Annotated in this window: 20 protein-coding genes; 14 read left to right on the forward strand and 6 right to left on the reverse strand. The window is 59.8% G+C overall.

Features of this window, described 5'->3' with window-relative positions:
• Window positions 1-21: 21 nt before the first annotated feature.
• The 11 genes from DD236_RS04210 (at window position 22) to DD236_RS04260 (ending at window position 11,440) form a co-directional block, all read left to right on the forward strand.
• The gene (locus tag DD236_RS04210) at window positions 22-1,104 is read left to right on the forward strand and encodes a YihY/virulence factor BrkB family protein (RefSeq protein ID WP_109093085.1); all 1,083 of its coding nucleotides are present in this window, start codon (window positions 22-24) and stop codon (window positions 1,102-1,104) included.
• Window positions 1,104-2,186, forward strand: a complete 1,083-nt coding sequence (locus DD236_RS04215; RefSeq protein WP_109093086.1) for a mannose-1-phosphate guanylyltransferase — start codon at window positions 1,104-1,106, stop codon at window positions 2,184-2,186. Before DD236_RS04210 ends, DD236_RS04215 begins: the two co-directional genes overlap by 1 nt.
• A gap of 171 nt (window positions 2,187-2,357) precedes the next feature.
• On the forward strand, window positions 2,358-3,446 hold the full coding sequence (locus DD236_RS04220) for a BMP family lipoprotein (RefSeq protein WP_109093087.1): 1,089 nt from the start codon (window positions 2,358-2,360) through the stop codon (window positions 3,444-3,446).
• 116 nt (window positions 3,447-3,562) lie between these two features.
• Entirely contained in the window at window positions 3,563-5,119 is a 1,557-nt protein-coding gene (locus tag DD236_RS04225; RefSeq protein ID WP_109093088.1) for an ABC transporter ATP-binding protein, read from the forward strand.
• Window positions 5,112-6,293: an ABC transporter permease gene (locus DD236_RS04230; protein ID WP_109093089.1), complete on the forward strand. Its 1,182-nt coding sequence runs from the start codon at window positions 5,112-5,114 to the stop codon at window positions 6,291-6,293. Before DD236_RS04225 ends, DD236_RS04230 begins: the two co-directional genes overlap by 8 nt.
• The gene (locus DD236_RS04235; RefSeq protein ID WP_243409902.1) at window positions 6,290-7,585 is read left to right on the forward strand and encodes an ABC transporter permease; all 1,296 of its coding nucleotides are present in this window, start codon (window positions 6,290-6,292) and stop codon (window positions 7,583-7,585) included. The genes DD236_RS04230 and DD236_RS04235 overlap by 4 nt, the downstream gene beginning before the upstream one ends.
• A 1-nt stretch (window position 7,586) precedes the next feature.
• Window positions 7,587-8,012, forward strand: a complete 426-nt coding sequence (locus tag DD236_RS04240; RefSeq protein WP_109093090.1) for a cytidine deaminase — start codon at window positions 7,587-7,589, stop codon at window positions 8,010-8,012.
• The gene (locus DD236_RS04245; protein ID WP_109093091.1) at window positions 8,005-9,297 is read left to right on the forward strand and encodes a thymidine phosphorylase; all 1,293 of its coding nucleotides are present in this window, start codon (window positions 8,005-8,007) and stop codon (window positions 9,295-9,297) included. Before DD236_RS04240 ends, DD236_RS04245 begins: the two co-directional genes overlap by 8 nt.
• A gap of 41 nt (window positions 9,298-9,338) precedes the next feature.
• Window positions 9,339-9,998 (forward strand): deoxyribose-phosphate aldolase, encoded by a 660-nt coding sequence (gene deoC, locus DD236_RS04250; RefSeq protein WP_109093092.1) that lies wholly within the window; start codon window positions 9,339-9,341, stop codon window positions 9,996-9,998.
• Window positions 9,999-10,244: 246 nt separating this feature from the next.
• A complete protein-coding gene (locus DD236_RS04255; protein WP_109093093.1) occupies window positions 10,245-10,604 on the forward strand; it encodes a cupin domain-containing protein in 360 nt (119 codons plus the stop codon).
• A complete protein-coding gene (locus DD236_RS04260; RefSeq protein ID WP_243409903.1) occupies window positions 10,601-11,440 on the forward strand; it encodes a class I SAM-dependent methyltransferase in 840 nt (279 codons plus the stop codon). Before DD236_RS04255 ends, DD236_RS04260 begins: the two co-directional genes overlap by 4 nt.
• A 120-nt stretch (window positions 11,441-11,560) precedes the next feature.
• Here DD236_RS04260 and DD236_RS04265 read toward each other — a convergent pair whose 3' ends face one another.
• Both DD236_RS04265 and DD236_RS04270 read right to left on the reverse strand, forming a co-directional pair.
• Entirely contained in the window at window positions 11,561-13,237 is a 1,677-nt protein-coding gene (locus tag DD236_RS04265; protein WP_109093094.1) for a phospho-sugar mutase, read from the reverse strand.
• Window positions 13,234-14,052 carry a purine-nucleoside phosphorylase gene (locus DD236_RS04270; protein ID WP_109093095.1) on the reverse strand — a complete coding sequence of 273 codons (819 nt, stop codon included), beginning with the start codon at window positions 14,050-14,052 and terminating at the stop codon, window positions 13,234-13,236. The genes DD236_RS04265 and DD236_RS04270 overlap by 4 nt, the downstream gene beginning before the upstream one ends.
• Window positions 14,053-14,086: 34 nt before the next feature.
• Here DD236_RS04270 and dapE point away from each other — a divergent pair, with 34 nt between their 5' ends.
• The 3 genes from dapE to DD236_RS04285 all read left to right on the forward strand — a co-directional run bounded on the left by dapE (window position 14,087) and on the right by DD236_RS04285 (window position 16,247).
• On the forward strand, window positions 14,087-15,178 hold the full coding sequence (gene dapE, locus DD236_RS04275; protein ID WP_109093096.1) for a succinyl-diaminopimelate desuccinylase: 1,092 nt from the start codon (window positions 14,087-14,089) through the stop codon (window positions 15,176-15,178).
• Entirely contained in the window at window positions 15,175-15,993 is an 819-nt protein-coding gene (locus DD236_RS04280; protein ID WP_109093097.1) for an LOG family protein, read from the forward strand. Before dapE ends, DD236_RS04280 begins: the two co-directional genes overlap by 4 nt.
• 86 nt (window positions 15,994-16,079) lie before the next feature.
• Window positions 16,080-16,247, forward strand: coding sequence for a DUF3117 domain-containing protein (locus tag DD236_RS04285; RefSeq protein WP_109093098.1), 168 nt, complete (start codon window positions 16,080-16,082; stop codon window positions 16,245-16,247).
• Between the two features lie 175 nt (window positions 16,248-16,422).
• On the opposite strand, the gene DD236_RS04290 is transcribed toward DD236_RS04285, so the two are convergent.
• From DD236_RS04290 to DD236_RS04305, 4 genes are all read right to left on the reverse strand, one after another.
• Entirely contained in the window at window positions 16,423-17,052 is a 630-nt protein-coding gene (locus DD236_RS04290; protein ID WP_109093099.1) for an O-methyltransferase, read from the reverse strand.
• Window positions 17,053-17,134: 82 nt separating this feature from the next.
• A complete protein-coding gene (locus DD236_RS04295) occupies window positions 17,135-18,256 on the reverse strand; it encodes an Mrp/NBP35 family ATP-binding protein (protein WP_109093100.1) in 1,122 nt (373 codons plus the stop codon).
• Between the two features lie 62 nt (window positions 18,257-18,318).
• Window positions 18,319-18,891, reverse strand: a complete 573-nt coding sequence (locus tag DD236_RS04300; RefSeq protein ID WP_109093101.1) for a DUF1003 domain-containing protein — start codon at window positions 18,889-18,891, stop codon at window positions 18,319-18,321.
• Complete coding sequence (locus tag DD236_RS04305) at window positions 18,884-20,167, reverse strand: magnesium transporter MgtE N-terminal domain-containing protein (protein ID WP_109093102.1); 1,284 nt, start codon at window positions 20,165-20,167, stop codon at window positions 18,884-18,886. Before DD236_RS04305 ends, DD236_RS04300 begins: the two co-directional genes overlap by 8 nt.
• Window positions 20,168-20,184 lie beyond the last annotated feature (17 nt).

The following is a 20,184-nucleotide window of genomic DNA, read 5'->3' on the forward strand; positions in this document are numbered from 1 at the left end:
CCTCAATAGAGAGGACAACTCGTGGAAACGGAATCTGCTGTAGCAAAGGCCAAGACATTCGCTGAGCGCGTCCAGGATCTGCGGATAGTCCGATCGCTCTCGCGCTATGGTGCCGCCAGAGGCGGCCTGCTCTCGGGCGGAATCGCCTACTCGGCGCTGTTTTCGATCGCCGCTGGCCTGACAATTGCTTGGACCGTCTTTATGTCGGTGTTGGGCAACAATCAAGAGCTTAAGGATCAGGTTCTCGATTCGATTGATAGTGCGCTGCCCGGGATCATCGATACAGGTGATGGATCGGGTGGCATCATCGATCCGGACGCTCTCGTGCTTGATTCGGCGGTGAACCTAGCCTCTATTATTGCTGCGGTTGTGCTCTTGTGGACGGCCATGTCCACGATGGGTGCTTTCGCGAATTCGATCCGCGCGATGTTCGGCATCCGTAAGGTCAAGGAAAATCCAGTCTTGCTCAACCTGCGCAATCTCGGCGGTTTCGTCGTCTTGGCGGTGGGGATCGCCTCCTCCTCGGTCATCTCAACTGGCGCCGGGAGCCTGAATTCCACAGTGCTGGACTGGATTGGTATCGAGGGAGCAGCCTCCCGGTTCCTCATCCGTGTCGGAACGCTGTTGATCTCGGTTGCCGTGGATGCTCTGATTCTGGCATTCCTGGTGCGCATCATGTCCGGAGTGCGCGTCCCACGCCGTGATCTGTGGGTGGGCAGCGCGATTGGCGGCGTGGCCATGTCTGTGATCCGGCTGCTGGGAACATCGGCCGTTGGCTCGGTGGCAGACAACGCTCTGTTGGCCTCGGTGGCCGCTATCGCCACCTTGCTCCTTTGGCTCAACCTCTGCGCTCGCGTGGTGCTCATGGCGTCAGCCTTCATGGCGAATCCGCCCCGTCCTGAGAAGATCGAGTCTCCCGAGGAGCTTCACTTCAAGGAGACGCCCAACTACATCACCCTGACCGAGCCGCAGACTTTGAACTGGAACTTCAACCCGGTCACGGGAGACATGATGGTTCAGCCCGTTGAACACACTGAACCAAACGATCACGGAGTCAGCGTGTCAAAGATCGATTATTCCGACCGCACGAGTGAAGGAGAGTAGTGGATTTTTACCCGATTATTCCCGCCGGTGGTGCCGGCTCGCGCCTGTGGCCGCTATCCCGCAAGGCAAGGCCTAAGTTCCTCACGGATCTCACCGGGAGTGGGAAGAGCCTGCTCCAACTCACCTTAGATCGTCTGGCACCGCTCTCTTCCCGCCCGGTGATCGTCACTGGCGCCTCACATGCAGATGATGTGAGGGAGCAGGCTGGGGAGGCTGACGTCGTCGTCGAACCTAAAATGCGCGGAACTATGGCCGCAATCGGACTTGCGGCGGCGATAATCGAGCATCGGCACGGGGACGCAATCGTGGGTTCGTTCGCTGCCGATCACGTCATTACGGATGAGGGTGCTTTCAGGGAGGCGGTGCGCGGTGCCATCGAGGCCGCGGAGGCCGGTTATGTGGTGACCATCGGGATTTCTCCGGATGGTCCGTCCACCGCGTACGGCTACATACACGGAGGGGCTGATTTACCGACGACGACTCGAGCCGCGGCCCTTTCCGTCTCCGAATTCGTGGAAAAGCCTCAGGCGGAGGTAGCCGCGCGCTATCTGGCAACCGGTGAGTATTTCTGGAACGCGGGAATGTTCATCGCCAAGGCCTCAGTTTTGCTAGACGCGCTGCAACGCTTTCATCCAGAGATCGCCGAACCCTTACGGCAACTTGGCCGAAGCTGGGACGGTCCAGATCGGGAGAGAACCATCGAACAGTGTTGGGAACCTCTTCCAGTAGAAGTGATTGATAGGGCCGTTGCTGAGCCGCTGGCTGCCGAGGGTGGCGTGGCCGTGGTTCCGTGCGAAATGGGTTGGTCTGATGTGGGCGATTATGCCTCGTTGGGGGACGTCGTTCCCGAGGCGGGCGGTGCTCATGCGGCACCCGGCGGTGTAAGTCAGCCGACAGTGATCTTAGACTCACCTGATTCACTAGTTTATACGTCAACTAAGCCTGTTGTAGTGGTGGGCGTTCCAGATGCTGTTGTGGTTGAGATGGACGATGTCATCTTAGTGACGCAGAAATCTGCATCACAGCAGGTAAAAGGGGCTGTTGATACTCTCGAGGAATCGGGCTTGGGTTACCTACAATAGGTTAGGCTTATAGCCGCGAATTCACGTTAAATACTAAAGCTATAGTGACTAGACTGTTTTTCTTAGGGCGAGATTTCCTTTTGGCTTAAAAAAGTGCTCGTGGGGCTTTAGACTTAGAGCGTCTGGTGCTGCATCAGCGGCACTGAGGGCTTACATTTACAGGAGATACGCGTGAAGTACACGAAGTTCGCAGCTGCCATTGGTGTAGCAGCTCTGGCTCTCTCCGCCTGTGGCGGGAGCGACGATAGTTCCGACGGGGCGACGGATTCCACCAACCCGCCTGCCGAGCAGATCGATTACCTCGCCTGCATCGTTTCCGATGCTGGCGGCTGGGATGATAAGTCATTTAACCAATCGGCCAAGGAAGGCCTCGATCGCGCTGAGAATGATCTTGGCGTTCAGGTCAAAACAGCTGAGTCCAAGGATTCCTCGGACTTTGAGGACAATGTTCAGGCTATGGTCACAGCCGGTTGTGACCTAACCATTGGCGTTGGCTTCATGCTTACCGAATCTGTTGAGGGCGCCGCAACGGACAATGAGGATCTGAACTTCGCTCTTGTTGACGCGACGTTCGAAGAGCCCACCGGCAATGAGCGCGCACTTGTGTTCAACACCCAAGAGGCCGCTTACCTCGCAGGCTATGCCGCCGCTGCCATGACCGAAACTGGCAAGGTTGCAACGTTCGGTGGCGTGCCGATCCCGTCCGTCACGATCTTCATGGATGGCTACGTGGATGGCGTTGCCAAGTACAACGAGGATAATGACGGCGATGTTGAGGTTATTGGCTGGGACAAGGACAAGCAGTCCGGCCAGTTCACCAACGATTTCGATGATCAGACAAAGGGTACCCAGGTTGCTCAGCAGCTGATCCAGCAGGGTGCAGATATCATCATGCCCGTGGCCGGCCCGGTTGGCTTGGGTGCGGCAGCCGCTGCTCAGTCTGATGGCTCCACCTACATCATCGGCGTGGATTCGGACTGGTACGAGTCCGCAGCCGATTACAAGGATATCGTGATCACGTCCGTCCAGAAGGACATCAATAACGCTGTATTCGACACCATCCAGACCGGTGCCGAAGGCAACTGGGATGGCACGAACTACGTTGGCACTCTCGAGAATGGCGGCGTTGGTCTAGCTCCGTTCCATGACTTCGAGGATCAGCTTCCCGATGGTCTGACTGATGAGCTCGATCAGCTCGAGCAGGACATCATCGACGGCACGATCGTTGTTGAGTCTGAGGCAGCTTTCGAAGTTGAGTAAGACGCACTGAGATAGTCCGGGCGGCCGCCTTGGGGAGGCTGCCCGGACTTTCTTGACATTGGCAGCGTTTCCAGAGGCCTACCCGGCGGCTGGAACACGACGAAAGGCAGGCTGTAGTGCAGCTGGAGCTACAGGGAATCACCAAGAGATTTGGTTCCCTCGTTGCCAACGATCATATTGATCTCGTGGTAGAACCCGGGGAAATCCGGGCGCTACTCGGTGAGAATGGCGCTGGTAAATCAACACTAATGAACGTCTTATACGGCATTTACGATGCCGATGAAGGCGAGATCCTGCTTGACGGCAAACCCGTCAAGTTCTCTTCCGCCGGAGACGCCGTGGCCGCGGGAATTGGCATGGTGCATCAGCACTTCATGCTGGTGCCGGTCTTCACGGTGGCGGAATCCGTTGCGCTCGGCTATGAGCCAACCAAGAAACTTGGGCTGATCGACGTTAAGCGGGCACGTCAGCACGTGATCGAGGTGTCCGAGCGATTCGGCTTTGATATCGATCCCGATGCCCTCATCGAAGATCTGCCGGTCGGTACTCAACAGAAGGTGGAGATCGTTAAGGCGCTCTCACGCGACGCCTCTGTTCTGGTGCTCGATGAGCCCACCGCTGTGCTCACCCCACAAGAGACTGACGAACTGATGACCATCATGCGGCAATTGGCCGAAGAGGGTACATCCATCATCTTCATCACGCATAAGCTTCGCGAGGTACGCGCGGTGGCCGATAAGATCACCGTGATTCGCCGCGGAAAGGTTGTGGGAGAGGCATCCCCGCAGTCTTCTCCGGAAGAGTTGGCCACGATGATGGTGGGCCGTCCCGTGTTGTTGCGTGTGGATAAGGGAGCGGCTAATCCGCAGGGTGCAGGCCTTGAGATGAACAATCTCTCGCTGCTGGCACCCAATGGGACGATGGTGCTCGACCACCTTGACCTGACAGTGGAAAAGGGCGAGATCGTTGCCATCGCCGGTGTTCAGGGCAACGGCCAGTCCGAGCTAGCCGATGTTATTTTGGGCATTACGCGGCCCAATTCCGGTAGCGTCATTCTGGACGGCGAGGACCTCACGCACGAGAACGTCCGCCGTAGGTTGGATTCGGGGATCGGGTTTATTCCTGAGGACCGCTCCACCGAGGGCATGATTGCCAAGTTCACTATCGCCGAGAATCTGGTGCTGGACCAATACAAGAAGGCCCCCTTCGCCAAGGGTCCGGCAATGAGTCCGGATGCCGTGGCTAAGAATGCCGATGAGCGTGTCAAGGAATTCGATATCCGAATCGGCAAGGCTAGCGATCCTATCTCCACGCTTTCCGGCGGAAACCAGCAGAAGGTAGTTGTTGCCCGCGAGCTGTCGCAAGATCTGAGCCTGCTCATGGCCAACCAGCCCACCCGTGGTGTTGACGTTGGATCGGTGGAATTCATTCATCAGCGCATTGTCGAGGCGCGCGATTCCGGTGCGCCCGTGATCGTGGTGTCCTCGGAACTCGATGAAGTTGTGGGATTGGCCGATCGGATCGCCGTGATGTATCGCGGAGGAATTATTGGCATTGTTCCCGCGGATACTGATCGTGCGGTGCTCGGCCTCATGATGGCCGGCGTCCCCTACGAAGAAGCTGTGGCTAGTGATAAGTCTATGGAGCACGAGGAGGTTTTGAAGGATGAGTGAGGATACCTCTCAGAAGCCGTCGCGTGCGTCCTTCGGCCAGTGGGTTAAGGCCGCTTGGCACGTTGGGGTGCGTTCGAACTGGCTAGTTTATGTTCTAGCTGTTGTTGTGGCGCTCATTATCGGGGCCATCCTGATTCTGATTGCCGGGGCAAGTGTGGGCGATGCCTACGCCGCCATGTTCCGTGGAGCAATCTTCAACTATGAGGCCGATAGCTTGGCCGGGATGCTGGCGCCGCTGACTTCGTCAATCCACGCCGCATCTCCGCTGATTATTGCCGGTCTTGGGCTGGCGCTCGGATTCCGGGCTGGGCTCTTTAACATTGGTGGTAATGGCCAGGTCATGATGGGGGCGATCGCCGCCGCTTACTTCGGTTTCGCCTTCTCGATGCCGCCCGTGATCCACATGCTGGTGTGCATTGTGGCTGCGATCCTCGCAGGGTCTATCTACGCCGGAATCGTCGGCGTGCTCAAGGCGCGTACGGGAGCTAACGAGGTCATCTTGACCATCATGCTTAACTCCATCGCGTTGCTGTTCCTGCGTCACATTCTGACCCTGCCTACCTTCCAGCAGGCCGGGTCCGCCAATCCGCGTACCAAGACAATCGACGCTAATGCCCAGCTCCCCGAGCTTCTTCCGCGTCCCTTCCAGCTGAACCTTGGCATCGTCATCGCCATCTTGGCTGCCATTTTCGTCTGGTGGTATCTGGAGCGTTCCACGTGGGGCTTCGAGCTTCGTGCGGTGGGAGCCAACCCGGATGCTGCGCGCACTGCCGGTATGAATATCGGGAAGGTCACCGCTCTGACGATGGCTCTGTCCGGAGCCCTAACTGGCCTTGCCGGTGGCGTTCAGCTCACGGGAACCATGAAGTACTTGGATGCCGGCGTGGCCGGATCTTTGGGCTTCGATGCGATTACTGTGGCGCTGCTCGGGCGCAATTCGCCCATTGGGACCGTCTTTGCTGGTTTGCTGTTCGGCGGCTTCAAGGCTGGCGGGCGCATTATGCAGGTTCAGGCGGGCGTTCCGATCGATATGGTGCTGATTCTGCAGTCTGTGATTGTGCTCCTCATCGCGGCACCGCCTTTCGTCAGGTGGCTGTTCCGATTGCCCAAGCGCGATCGTGTGTCAATGCGTAAGTACCTAACTCTTCAAGCGGAGAAGGAGGTGGCGGCATGAGCGTCAAGACTCCAGCAATGGGTGTGACTCTCTCCGAGCACAGCGATGTGACCGCCAAGATGAGCTGGAAGATGCCCATCACATATTTGGTTGCCACGCTGATTTCTCTCTTCTTCGCGCTCCGTGCCGAGGGTGAAGCGGTCTTCCGTTGGAACCTCAACCGCAAAGATCGGTTCCAGCTTCCGGATTGGACCGTGGATTCAAACATGCTGTGCTGGGTGGCCACCGCCATCTGCGCACTGATCTTCGTGTACTCACTGGTTCGGGCTCTTTCACGCAAGAAGTCCGGCGTGATTCCAGCCGTCGTAGCCGGCCTTGCCGTTGTGTTCGCACTGCTTGCTTGGCAGGGCGGCGGATCCGCTGGTTTCATTACCGTGACCGCCACGCTGGCATCGGCTCTGGCGTTGTCCACCCCGCTGATCTTCGGATCGCTTTCGGGCGTGGTGGCCGAACGCGTAGGAATCGTCAACATCTCGATTGAAGGTCAGCTCCTGACCGGTGCGTTTGCCGGCGTTGTGGTGGCTTCGGCTTCCGGCTCAGTGTGGGCTGGTCTCATCGCTGCGCCGATCGCTGGCGCCCTCATGGGCGCACTACTTGCTCTATTCGCTGTTCAATACAACGTGGATCAGATCATCGTCGGTGTTGTGCTCAACGTGTTCGCACTGGGCCTGACAACCTTCTTCTTCTCATCGGTGCTCTCCGATAAGCCAGAACTGAATTCCTCAAGCATGAATCTTCAGAACATCAAGATCCCGCTGCTTGCGGATATACCGATCATTGGGCCGGTTTTCTTCAATCAGACCGTGCTGACGTATTTCATGTACCTCGTGATCATTGTTCTGACGATCTTCCTATTCCGCTCGCGCTGGGGCCTGCGCATGCGTGCGTGCGGCGAGCATCCTCATGCCGCCGCATCCGTGGGCATCAATGTTCGGCGGACCCGGGTGCTCAACACGCTGCTCTCCGGCGCGCTTGCGGGCCTGGGTGGCGCCTACTTCACCATCGGTGCAAGTATCGGCCACTCGTTCAACAACAATATGTCCGCCGGTAACGGGTACATCGCATTGGCCGCCATGATCCTCGGAAAGTGGCATCCGCTCGGTGCCGTTGGTGCCGCGCTCATGTTCAGCTTCGCAAACTCGGTGGCAATCCTGCTGCCCAGCCTGAACCTCAACGCACCGTCCAACCTCATCAACATGATCCCGTACGTGGTGACCGTGTTCGCCGTGGCTGGATTCGTGGGTAGGTCGCGGCCGCCGGCCTCGGAGAACACCCCCTACGTGAAGGCGTGATATGGAGATCCAGTGGGAAAAGCTTCATGCCGAAGCCGTAGCCGTGATGAAGCACGCCTACGTGCCCTACTCCGGTTATCCCGTTGGGGCCGCTGGCTTGGCCGCTGATGGAACCATCTACACCGGCTGCAACGTAGAAAACTCCAGCTATGGAGTTGGGCTGTGTGCGGAGTGCGGGATGATTAGTGATTTCGTGAGGGGAGGCGGCGAGCGTCTGGTGGCATTCGCCGCCGTGAACGGAAACGAAGAGCCGGTTGTCCCGTGTGGGCGCTGCCGTCAGCTACTTTTCGAACATGGAGGAAACGCGCTTGAAGTGGCGATGCCTCGGGGCATCATGCCAATGAGCGAAGTTCTTCCCGATGGTTTCGGCCCGGCGGACCTCACCGAGGTACCAACGGCCACATTCAAGGAAGTGGACAATGGTTGAACGATTTGACGCCGTAGATGTCATCCGGACCAAGCGTGATCGCGGCGTTCTCGCCGATGATCAGATCGATTGGGTGATAGATGCCTACACAAGGGGCGTCGTGGCGGATGAACAGATGGCTGCACTTGCCATGGCGATTTTCCTCAACGGGATGAATCGTCACGAGATAGCCCGATGGGCGAACGCGATGATTGAATCGGGCGAGCGCATGGACTTCAGTTCGCTTCCGCGCCCCACAGCCGATAAGCACTCGACCGGGGGAGTGGGGGACAAGATCACGCTGCCACTGGCCCCGTTGGTTGCCGCATTCGGCGTGGCAGTCCCGCAGCTTTCTGGCCGCGGACTCGGGCACACCGGCGGAACGCTGGACAAGATGGAGTCTATCCCCGGCTGGCAGGCGAATATCTCTAACGAGCAGATGTATCGTCAACTCGGTAGCGGATCTGGTGCCATTATCTGCGCCGCCGGATCGGGTTTGGCGCCCGCGGATAAGAAGCTCTACGCGCTGCGCGACATCACGTCCACGGTTGAGTGCATTCCCCTCATCGCCACCTCGATCATGTCCAAGAAGATCGCCGAAGGCACGGGATCACTTGTGTTGGACGTCAAGGTTGGTTCGGGTGCTTTCATGAAGGACATTGACAATGCCAGGGAGCTCGCGCACACGATGGTTGATCTGGGAACGGATGCCGGCGTGAAGACAGTGGCTCTGTTGTCTGACATGTCGGTTCCACTCGGTCTGACAATCGGCAATGCGTTGGAGGTCCGCGAATCCGTGGAGGTACTGGCCGGCGGAGGCCCTGCAGACGTTGTAGAGCTGACTGTTGCACTCGCGCGTGAGATGCTCGCGGCGGCTGGCCAGCCCGACGCGGATCCCGAGGCGGCCCTGAAGGACGGCCGCGCCATGGATAAGTGGCGTGAGATGGTTCGCGAACAGGGCGGCGATCCCGATGCTCCGCTACCCGTGGCAGACCACCAGAAGGACGTCGTGGCTGAGGCCAGCGGCGTTTTGACTGATATGGATGCGCTCAAGCTGGGCGTGGCCTCGTGGCGACTGGGAGCCGGCCGCGCACGCAAGGAGGACCCGGTTCAGGCTGGAGCGGGTATCGAGTTGTTCGCTCGGCCCGGGGACAGGGTGGAGAAGGGGCAAAAGCTGCTCACTCTGCACACCGAAACCCCGGAGCGCTTCGAGCGCGCGGAAGAATCGCTTGAGGGAACTCTCACGATCGATCCAAACGCTCAGCCCTCCACACCCGGGTCCGTAGTACTCGAACGTATCGGATGACGGATCGAGGAGCGAGGCTCCTCAGCAAAGAAAGGAAACTCATGGCATACACGAAGGATCAGGTGGCTCACCTGATCGATCACACGTTGCTCAAGCCAGAGGCCACCGAGCAGCAGATCCGCGACCTCGTTGATGAGGCCAAGCGTGTCGGGACATATTCGATCTGCATTTCGCCGAACCAGTTGCCGCTTCCTGACGGCGTGGAACTTGGCGAGGTCAAGCTCGCCGTTGTGTGCGGCTTCCCGTCTGGGGCCCACCACAGCGAGATCAAGGCTCGCGAGGCTGCTCTGTCTGTTGAACAGGGTGCGGACGAAGTAGACATGGTTATTAACATCTCGGACGCAGTACAGAACCGCTTCGATGCCGTTCAGACGGATATCAAGGCAGTTCGCGACGCGATCCCCGGTGCAGTTCTCAAGGTCATCATCGAGTCCGCGGCGCTCACGGACGAACAGATCGTTGCGGTTTGCGAGGCGGCCAAGGCAGCGGGAGCCGATTTCGTTAAGACGTCAACGGGCTTCCATCCAGCAGGCGGTGCCTCGGTACACGCGGTTGCTCTCATGAAGCAGACCGTTGGAGATGCCCTCGAGGTCAAGGCCTCGGGTGGTATTCGCGATGGCAAGTTCGCTTCCGAGCTGCTGGATGCTGGCGCGACTCGTCTCGGGCTCTCCTCCTCGCAGGCGGTGCTAGACACTCTATAACCTGCACGGGTGAGTGATTCACTCGTTTGTTTCACCCTTGGATACGGGCTTTGCTTCATGGAGGCAAGCGCATCGTCCAAGGGTGAAACCCTTTCTGGGGTAGGATCCCGTGGGACAAAGGTGCGCTTTGACCCACACATCATTCAAGGATATTCAGATTTAACACGTAGAACACCGTGATTAAATTGCTCTACGGACGCCGCAGCCCGTAGCCTTCCTGTAAGGGATACCTAACAAGGAGGCATTATGGCGGCGACGCCCGCAACACCATCAACGCAGTCACAGGTGCACACAGATCTGATCTCGGACCTTCCCATCATCAAGGAGGCAACCACCAGCCGGGTGGTTGTGAACAACGATGTTTTGAGGTTTGTCCTCTTCTCCTTTGATGCCGGCCAGCTTCTGACGGAGCACGCCAGCCCGAAAGCCGTGATTGTGCAGCTGTTGACGGGCAAGCTCGAGTTTACGGTCGCGGGTGAAACGGCGGTTCTGGAGGCCGGAGATATCGTATATTTGGCGCCTGGTGATCGCCACGCTTTGGTGGCGATTGAGCCCTCTCATTTGGCCCTCACGATGGTCAATGTGGATGGGGAGGGCGATCAGTGACGGCTCACGAGAATCCTGCCCCCGCCGCGAACGTCGTGCCGCCCGTCCGCGGGCAGCGTTCAGGCCCGGAAGAGCAGAGGCTACAGGGCCACTGGCTGCTGGCAAAGATGGGCAAGCGCGTCCTGCGCCCCGGTGGGATGGAGATGACTCGCAGAATCCTTGACGCCGCCAAGCCCGGAGCCGGTGATCGTATCGTCGAATTTGGGCCGGGAGTGGGAAAAACGGCGGAAATCTTGCTAGCGTCGCAGCCAGAGCGTTACTGGGGAGTGGATGTCCGGGACAACGCGGATAGTCCCATGGAGCGAGTGATCGTTGGCCGTGATGGGGCAGAGCTGGTGCAAGCAGACGCACGGGACACGGGCCTACCCGATGGCGCTGCCACCCTCGTTGTTGGTGAGGCCATGCTGACGATGCAGACGGATCAAGGCAAGCGCGCCATTATGGCCGAGGCCTACCGCGTCCTCGCACCCGGCGGCCGATACGCTATCCACGAGATGGGCTTCAAACCGCAGGTAGCCGAGGAGTCTGGAACGGGTGCGCAAAAGGATCTCTCACAGACGATCAAGGTGGGTGCCAAGCCACTGAAGATCGCGAATTGGGCGGCCATGTTGGAGAGCGTGGGTTTCCGGGTGGAGTACACCTCGAGCAACAAGATGGCGCTCCTCGAAGTCCGCCGAGTCATTGCCGATGAGGGCATCCTAGGCTTCCTCAGGATTATCACCAATGTTGCTCGCAACCCCGCGGCTCGCAAAAGGATTCTCGCGATGCGAGCAACCTTCAAGGCCAATCAGGAGTACCTGTGCGCGGTAGGGCTGGTTGCGGTCAAGCCCGAGTAGACCCACCTTCCCGGGTTTGCGTCAGATCTCTAGTTTTGAGTGGTTGGCAGGTGGGGAGGTTTCGTCGTCGTCGGAAGAATAACTGCGACGAAACGATCCAACTCGCCCTAAAAACCATTCCTAGAGAACCAGCGCGGCTGAAACGTCCTCCTTGAACTGCTCCAAACGCGCGGCGGCCTCGGCCTTGGTGGCCTGCAGATCGCTGCCCGCGGGTAGGTAGACCTCCAAGTAGCACTTGACCTTGGGTTCGGTGCCGGAGGGGCGGATGATTACGCGGTCGTGCGCATCGGTGAACCAAGCGATACCGTCAGTGGCGGGCAGTGCGTCTGAGCCCTCGCTGAGATCCCATACACGCGCCACCGGCGAACCGGCAAGGGTAGTGGGCGGCGTGGTGCGGACCTTTGCCATGGTAGCGGGAATGATCGAGAGATCGTCCACGCGCACGGTCACGGGACCGGACAGATACACTCCGTGCTTGGTGTAGAGCCGGTCCAGCTCTCCCAGAAGATCCGACCCTTGATCGCGCAGCTTCGAGGCCAGCACGGCCAAAAGAATTCCAGCGGAAAGGCCATCCTTATCGCGAACGGCGCCGGGATTAACGCAGAAGCCGATGGCCTCTTCGTACCCGTAGGCGATGTGTGGCGTGCGAGCGATCCACTTAAAGCCGGTGAGTGTGGCCTGATAGGCGAGCCCGTGGCTTGTGGCGATTTGCTCGAGCATCCGAGAGGAGACGATTGAGGAAGCGAAAGTAGGGGTGCCCGGCTCCAAGACTGCGCCCCCGGCCAGATACTCTCCCAGAAGCGAGCCAATCTCATCTCCGGAAAGCTGGCGCCACGTCCCGTGCTCGGGCACGGCAGCAGAGCAGCGATCGGCGTCTGGATCGGAGGCAATCACAATATCCGCATCGACGGAGGCGGCGAGTTCCTTCGCCAAATCCAACGCTCCCAACTCCTCAGGGTTAGGGAATGGCACGGTGGGGAAGTCGGGATCTGGGGTGCACTGTTCGGCCACTTCGATGACGTTTTCGAACCCTGCTTCGCTGAAGATTCGGCGCATGATCGGCGTACCAACCCCGTGCATGGCCGTGTAGACGATCTTCAGGTCGCGTGAATACATGGCCGGGACCAGAGCGGCAGTTTCGCTGACGTAGGAGTCAATGACATCCTCGCCGATGGCGCCGTACGTGTCCGCCAGCGGGATGTCTCCGGCCGCAGGGGCGGCGGCAATCAGCGCCGCGATATCCGCATCGGCGGGTGGCACAAGCTGAACGCCTTGACCGAACTGATCGGCGCAGCGCCCGCCCAGATACACTTTGTAGCCGTTGTCGCGTGCGGGGTTATGGGAGGCGGTCACCATAACACCAGCGTCCGCGCCCAAGTGCTGCACGGCGTAGGCGAGCAGCGGGGTGGGGAGCTCACGCGGCATGATGAGGGCACGGATACCGGCGGCGGCTGCGATCGCGGCGGTGTCCTCAGCGAACTCGCGGGAGTGATAGCGCGCATCGTTGCCAATCACGAGCAGGGCATCGTCCCCCACCTTTTCCAGCAGGTACCTCACCAGCCCGGCGGCGGCCCGGCGCACCACGGCGCGGTTCATGCGGTTCGGCCCTGCGGCCATCGCCCCGCGCAACCCAGCGGTACCGAACTGGAGCGTACCCGCGAAGCGATCTGACAGTTCGGCGGCGGCGTCCGGATCGCCGTTCTCTGCGCGCTCCAACAGTGCCGTGAGTTCACCGCGATCGGCTTCTGACGGATCGTTTGCGATCCAGTCCTGGACCTCAGTTAGGTTGTAACTCATGCGTTCTCCTGATCGATTCGTGAAATGACGTCCGCAAGTAGGCGGGAAATTCGCGGGCCCGCAGCCCGCCCGGCCTCAAGCACTTCGGCGTGATTGAGCTCCCCGGGGGCGAACCCGGCGGCGTGGTTGGTGACCAACGAAATCCCGAGAACCTCCATGCCAGCCTCGCGGGCGGCGATGGTCTCTAGCGCCGTGGACATGCCCACGAGGTCCGCTCCGAGAGTCCGTGCCATCTGGACCTCGGCGGGTGTTTCATAGTGCGGGCCGGGGAACTGTGCGTACACGCCCTCAGGTAGATCGGGATCTACCTCTAGGGCGATGCTGCGCAGGCGCGGGGAGTAGGCATCCGTGAGATCCACGAAGTGTGCGCCTTGGATCGGTGAGGTGAAGGTGAGGTTGAGGTGATCGCGAATTAGCACGGCCGTACCCGGGCCCCATTCGCCCACGGTGCTGCCGCATCCGTTGGTGAGCACGGCGATCTTGGCACCCGCGGCGGCGGCCGTGCGGATGCCGTGGGCTACGGCGGCCACGCCCTTGCCTTCGTAGTAGTGGGTCCGCGCGCCCAGCACGAGCGCGTGATGGCCGCTCGCCAGGTTGATGGACGTGAGCGAACCAGAATGCCCGGCAACGCCCGAGACAGAGAATCCGGGGATTTCAGGTGCGGGAATTGTAGCAACGGGTTCTCCAATGAGCTCCGCGGCCCCACCCCAGCCAGAACCAAGAACAAGGGCAATGTCGTGGTGTTCAACCCCTGTTCGTTGAGCGATTACCTGAGCTGCCTCGTGAGCGAGCTGTTCAGAATCTGTTGTTGTCATAGAGCAATGGTAGCTTGCTTAGTAGCATGGTTCCATGACGATTTCTGAGTTGGCTGCGCGCCTCGTAGATATTCCTTCCGTTTCGGGCAACGAGCGCGAAATCGCGGACTTTGTTGAGGCGCGCCTGCGCGCGAATCCGGCGCTGGACGTGACTCGAGATGGGGACGCGGTTGTTGCGCGCACCCACCTCGGGGCCGCCTCGCGCGTGATTCTGGCCGGTCACCTTGACACCGTTCCGATCGCTGGAAACGTCCCCAGTAGCTTTTTTGACAGCGACGAATCACATCCCCACCTCTTCGGCCGCGGATCTGTAGACATGAAGTCAGGGTGTGCCGTGTTCCTTGCACTGGCCGAGGAGCTGACACATCCGCGTCTCGATGTCACGTGGGTGTTTTACGACCACGAGGAGGTTGCAGCCGAGCTGTCAGGGTTGGGGCGCCTGGCAGCGGACCACCCGGAGTGGCTTACCGGCGATCTTGCTGTGCTGGGCGAGCCAACCAACGCCCGGATCGAAGGCGGATGCAACGGCACGATGCGATTGAACCTTACCGCTACGGGTCAGGCCGCACATTCGGCCCGCCCGTGGATGGGGACGAACGCGGTGCACGCGCTCGCCGAACCGCTGAGGAGGCTTGCCGAGTGGGAACCGCAAGTTCATAGGGTTGGAGGGCTCGACTTCACTGAATCATTGCTGGCAGTAGGTATCTCAGGTGGAGGAGCGCGTAACTCAGTTCCTGACGAGGCCACCCTCATCGTTAATTTTCGATTCGCCCCCGATCGTAGCGAAGCTGCCGCCGAAGCATACGTGCGCGATCTGTTCGCGGATCTGCCGCTTGCCATCGAGGTGACCGATTCAGCGGCGGCCGCAGCTCCGGGTATGGATCACCCCGAGTTTGCCCGGCTTGCGGGGCTGCTGTCTGAGCGCGGTGCGGGCGATCCGGTGGCCAAGCTGGGGTGGACGGACGTTGCACGGTTTTCCGCGCTGGGCGTCCCCTCGATCAATTGCGGGCCGGGCGATCCGCTTCTCGCGCACCGGGCCGATGAGGCTTGTCCGGTGGAGCAGATGGACGCTATGCACGAAATATTTACCCAATGGCTACAAGCCAGTGAGAAGATGGCATCATGAGTTCACATTCCGATTCCTACCGCCGCGGTCCTATGCTCTTTAGAGGCGATAAGATCCCCTCGGTCACGGCCGATGCCTCGCTGTTGGCTCCGGATCAGGGATCCGCTTGGTCACGGGAGGATCCTTGGCGCGTGATGAGAATCCAAGCAGAGTTCGTGGAGGGTTTCGGTTCGCTTGCCGATCTTGGCCCGGCGATTTCGGTGTTTGGATCGGCCCGCGAAAAGCCTGATTCGCCATGGTACTCGAAGGGCGTAGAGGTGGGTAAGCTCCTGTGCGATGCCGGTTTTGGCGTGATCACCGGCGGCGGGCCGGGAATTATGGAGGCCGCGAATAAAGGTGCGCATGAAGCGGGCGGCACCTCCGTCGGGTTGGGCATCGAGCTGCCGTTCGAGCAGGGGATGAACGAATACGTCAATCAAGGCATCAGCTTCCGCTACTTCTTCGTTCGCAAGATGATGTTCGTGAAGTATTCTTTGGGCTTTATCGTGATGCCTGGAGGATTCGGAACACTCGATGAGCTTTTTGAGGCTATCACTCTAGTGCAAACCGGTAAGGTTAAGTCCTTCCCAATCGTGCTTGTTGGCACGTCCTTCTGGGGTGGAATGATGGATTGGGTCCACGAAAGTCTCATAGGACAGGGCATGGCGTCTCCCGCCGATGAGCTACTCATTACCCTTGTTGATACGCCGGAAGAAGCTGTCAATGCCGTAGCTAAGGGGATCCATGAACTCGCGGCGAATACTCGCAACCACGCGTCAAAGGACGGTGCCGCAGGGAAGCCTTCTGCCGGTGGATTCGGGAAGAGAACCAAATAGGGACTCCAGCATTGCGGGCAATTGATCGGCGATCTCGGTATGATAGATGTGTTGTCGGTTCAACACCGCGACGGGAAGGATGAGACATGGCAGCCATGAAGCCTCGTACAGGAGACGGTCCCCTCGAAGTAGAGCGTGAAGGACGCGGCATCGTTGTTCGTATCCCGGTGGATGGCGGTGGCAGGTTAGTTCTTGAACTAAATGATGCCGAAGCGACGGGACTCAGAGAGGCTCTTGCATCGATCGAGAAGTAAGATATCTTGATGCTGAGGGAGGGAAGCCAGGTAGCTTCCCTCCCTCGCTTATGTCTCGGCTCCGTCGTCGTCCTCAATTTTGCGTCAAACCTCGGGTTAAAGGTGACCTCACCATCCACATCTCGCGTCAAATCTATAAGGTTGGTGTGACAGCCATCGCTGGCGGAGTGCTTTGTTAACGCAAGGATGCGAGGAGGAGCCCGTCTCCCACGGGGATAAGTGAGGTCCGAAGATCGGCGGACTCCATGAGTTCACGCCCCAGATCGCGAATCGCTACAACCTCGTCTTCACGGCGAGCGGGATCGGCTACACGCCCGTGCATGAGCGCGTGGGCGATGATGAGCACGCCGCCGGGGCGGAGCATGCGCAAGGCTTCGTTGACGTCACCGCTCATTTCGAGAGGGTCTCCGTCAAGAAACACGATGTCATACGAGTTATCGGCGAGGCGGGGAAGGATATCCGCGCTCTTCCCGTTGATGATGCGCGCCCGACCGGGCCGCACGCCTGCCTTTGTGAAGTAGGCTTTGGCGCTGTGCTGAGCCTCGGACTCCACGTCAATGGTGGTGAGCATGAGATCGGAAGACGCCCGAAGCAGATATAGGCCGGATACTCCCGTGCCGGTTCCTACCTCTACGACTGAGCGGGCCTTCGTTGCGGCGCCTATGAGGCTAAGAAAAGACCCTGTTGCAGCGGAGATTGAGGCGATGTCATACTCGCGGGCTTCGTCCCTAGCGTGAGCGGTGACGGAGTCTTCCTCACACATGTCCTCGGCATACGCCCACGATTGAGTCTGCTCGCCCGCCATGGCTCTCCCTTCAAATGGCCCCCAGCTAATAATACAAGGAGGGCGCCGGTTTTCCAGCGCCCTCCAAGCAGATTCTCAGTACCTAGACCGGTGTAACCCCGAGTCCGCGGCCCGCTAGGTTGCGGGAACGGTGAGCAAGGGTCTGAGCGATCTTGCGGAGCTCATTCTGGGCGGGAGAAGATCCTTCGTCGATAGCCCACGGCATACCGGAATCGCCGCCTTCACGGAGCTCTGTCTCCAACGGGACTTCGCCCAACACGGGAACCTCGTAGCCGAGCAAGCTCGAGAGCTGCGCGGCAACCGTGTGCCCGCCACCGCTACCGAAGATGGCGTTCTTGGAGCCATCCGGCATGGTCATGTAGGACATGTTCTCGATAACGCCTACCACGTTCTGCTCGGTGGCCTTGGCGATCTGTCCGGCGCGCTCAGCAACCTCGGCCGCAGCGGCCTGAGGTGTGGTCACAACCAGAACCTCTGAGTTCGGGATGAGCTGGGCAACGGACAGGGCAATATCGCCGGTGCCTGGCGGCAGATCCAAGAGGAGCACGTCTAGATCGCCCCAGTACACGTCGGCAAAGAACTGCTCGAGTGCACGGTGAAGCATTGGGCCGCGCCACACCACGGGGGAGTTGTTCTCCACGAACATGCCGATGGAGATGACCTTCACGCCGTGAGCAACGGGAGGGATGATCATATCATTGATTCCCTGAGGCGGAGTCTCGACTCCGAGCATGCGGGGGATAGAGAAGCCATAAATATCGGCGTCAACAAGGCCCACCTTGAGCCCCTCGGCGGCCAGTGCCGCAGCAAGGTTGGCTGAGACGGAGGACTTGCCTACGCCGCCCTTGCCGGAGGCGATCGCGTAGACCTTCGTTAGCGAATCCTTCGCAGCGAAGGGGACCTTTCGCTCAGGTTCGCCGCCACGGAGCTTGGATTGAAGCGCGGAGCGTTGTTCTTGGTTCATCGAGCCCATCGTGACATTCACGGCGGTGATGCCCTCGAGCTTGCTCACAACGTCCTTGACATCGGACTCAATCGTTTCGCGAAGCGGGCACCCTGCGGTTGTCAGCAGAATGTGGACCGATGCCACGCCCTTATCACTCACATGAACATCTTCGACCATGTCCAGTTCGGTGATGGGGCGTCGGAGCTCGGGATCGATAACGTTCTCGAGACTCTTTCGGATCTCATCGGTTGTAATCATGGTTCCATGCTACCCGCCTCGGGTTAGGCTAGGCGAACGTCGCGTGATGCCTCACAGGGCCTTTAGTCACCCTTGCTGGAATGGAGTGAGTCAAGTTCATCCTGCAACTGCGCGATTCTCTCGTCCCTCTCCCGAATTCGTTCCTCGCTGTCCCGCTCAAGGTCTTGAAGTGCATCGCGAAGCTCAGAGCGGACAAAGTCACGGGTGGCCACTTCTCCGAGGGACTGCCGCAGGCCGGCGATCTCGCGCAGCAAGTATTCGGTATCCGCCAGATTGCGTTCTACGTTCTGGCGATCCTGTTCGGCGATCACGCGGTCGCGATCGTCTTGGCGGTTCTGCGCAAGGAGGATGAGCGGGGCGGAATAGGATGCCTGCGTGGAAAACGCGAGGTTCAACAGGATGAAGGGATAGGGATCCCACGCATACTTCTGAGCGAAGGCTACGAGCGTCACGTTCGCCGTAATCCACACCACCACGAACACGGTCATGTACAAGATGAACCGTGGGCTGCCCATAAACCGCGCGGTGGATTCCGCGAACCGTCCGAAAGCATCTGGATCTGAGGGCTTCCTGCGGCGCCGCTTGCGCGTGTCCAGCGGCGTATCAAATGAACCGGCTACGTACCGCTCAGCCATGGTGCACCTCCAACGCTTCGTCAGTCGTGTCCTCGTCAGCCTCTCTCCAATCCTCGGGCAGGAGGTGATCAAGAACGTCGTCTACAGAGACGGCTCCCACGAGTAAATCATCGTCAACCACGGGGACCGCGGTCAGATTGTACGTTGCGAGCAGCCTCGTGATGGTGCCGATCCCGTCCCCGGGAGAGACTGCATCCACATCGGTATCGAGGATGGATCCGATCATGGTTGAAGGTGGCTCGCGCAGGGCCCGCTGCAGGTGAATCACGCCGAGGAATCGTCCGGTGGGGGTTTCCAGCGGGGGCCGGCACACGAACATGATGGCGGCCAGCGCCGGGGGCGTATCGGCCCGGCGCGCCATGGCAAGTGCCTGGGCGATCGTGGCGTCTGGCGGCAGAATGATCGGGTCGGACGTCATAAGCCCGCCCGCGGCACGTTCATCGTAGGTCAGGAGCCGGCGCACATCGCGCGCCTCCTCCGGCTCCATCTCCTCGAGCAGCTTGGCGGCCTGCTCGGTGGGCAGCTCGGCCACGAGGTCCGCGGCATCGTCTGGCTGCATTGCGTCTAGAACGTCGGCGGCACGATCAATATCGAGGGCCGAGAGAATGAAGGCCTGATCTTCCGAGCCAAGTTCCTCCATCACGTCGGCGAGGCGTTCATCGGGAAGCTCGTGCGCCACTGCCTGCATGCGCTCAGGTGGCAGATCGCGCAACACATCGGCAACGTCCGCGGGCTTGAGGCCTACAAGTTGGGAGAGGATTGAGGAAGCCCCCTGATTGGCGGCGGGATGCGCAAGGCCCACTACGTCATTGACGGGAACCGTGAACGTCTCGGCGGCCTTTCGGCCCTTCTTCGAGGTCTGCACAAAGAGCGTGGTCAGTTGCCACTCCCGCCCGCGCACGTTGGACATGGCGGCGTCTAGAACAATCGCTTTCTCCCCGGTTTCTCGGAGCGTGACCGTGCGCTCTAGGAGCTGGGCCAACACAAGCGTTTCGGCCGGGCGCTGGGCGAAACGGCGCATGTTGACCAAACCGGTGGAGATGACCTGCCCCTTATCAATCGAGGTGACCCGGGTCAGTGGCAGGAACACCCGCCGCCGCCCGGCAACCTCCACAACCAAGCCCACAGCTAGCGGATTGCCCTTGAATCTGAACAGGACAACTACGTCATACACCGTTCCCACCTTGTCGCCTATCGGGTCAAAGACGGGGCTACCCACGAGGCGTGCGGTATAGACGATGTTCCGAGCTGCAGGCCGAGTCGCAGAGTGTGCCATGGGTTCCTCTCATTAAG

Origin of the sequence: Ancrocorticia populi, from assembly GCF_003123745.1 — a bacterium.
GTDB classification, from domain to species: domain Bacteria; phylum Actinomycetota; class Actinomycetes; order Actinomycetales; family Actinomycetaceae; genus Ancrocorticia; species Ancrocorticia populi.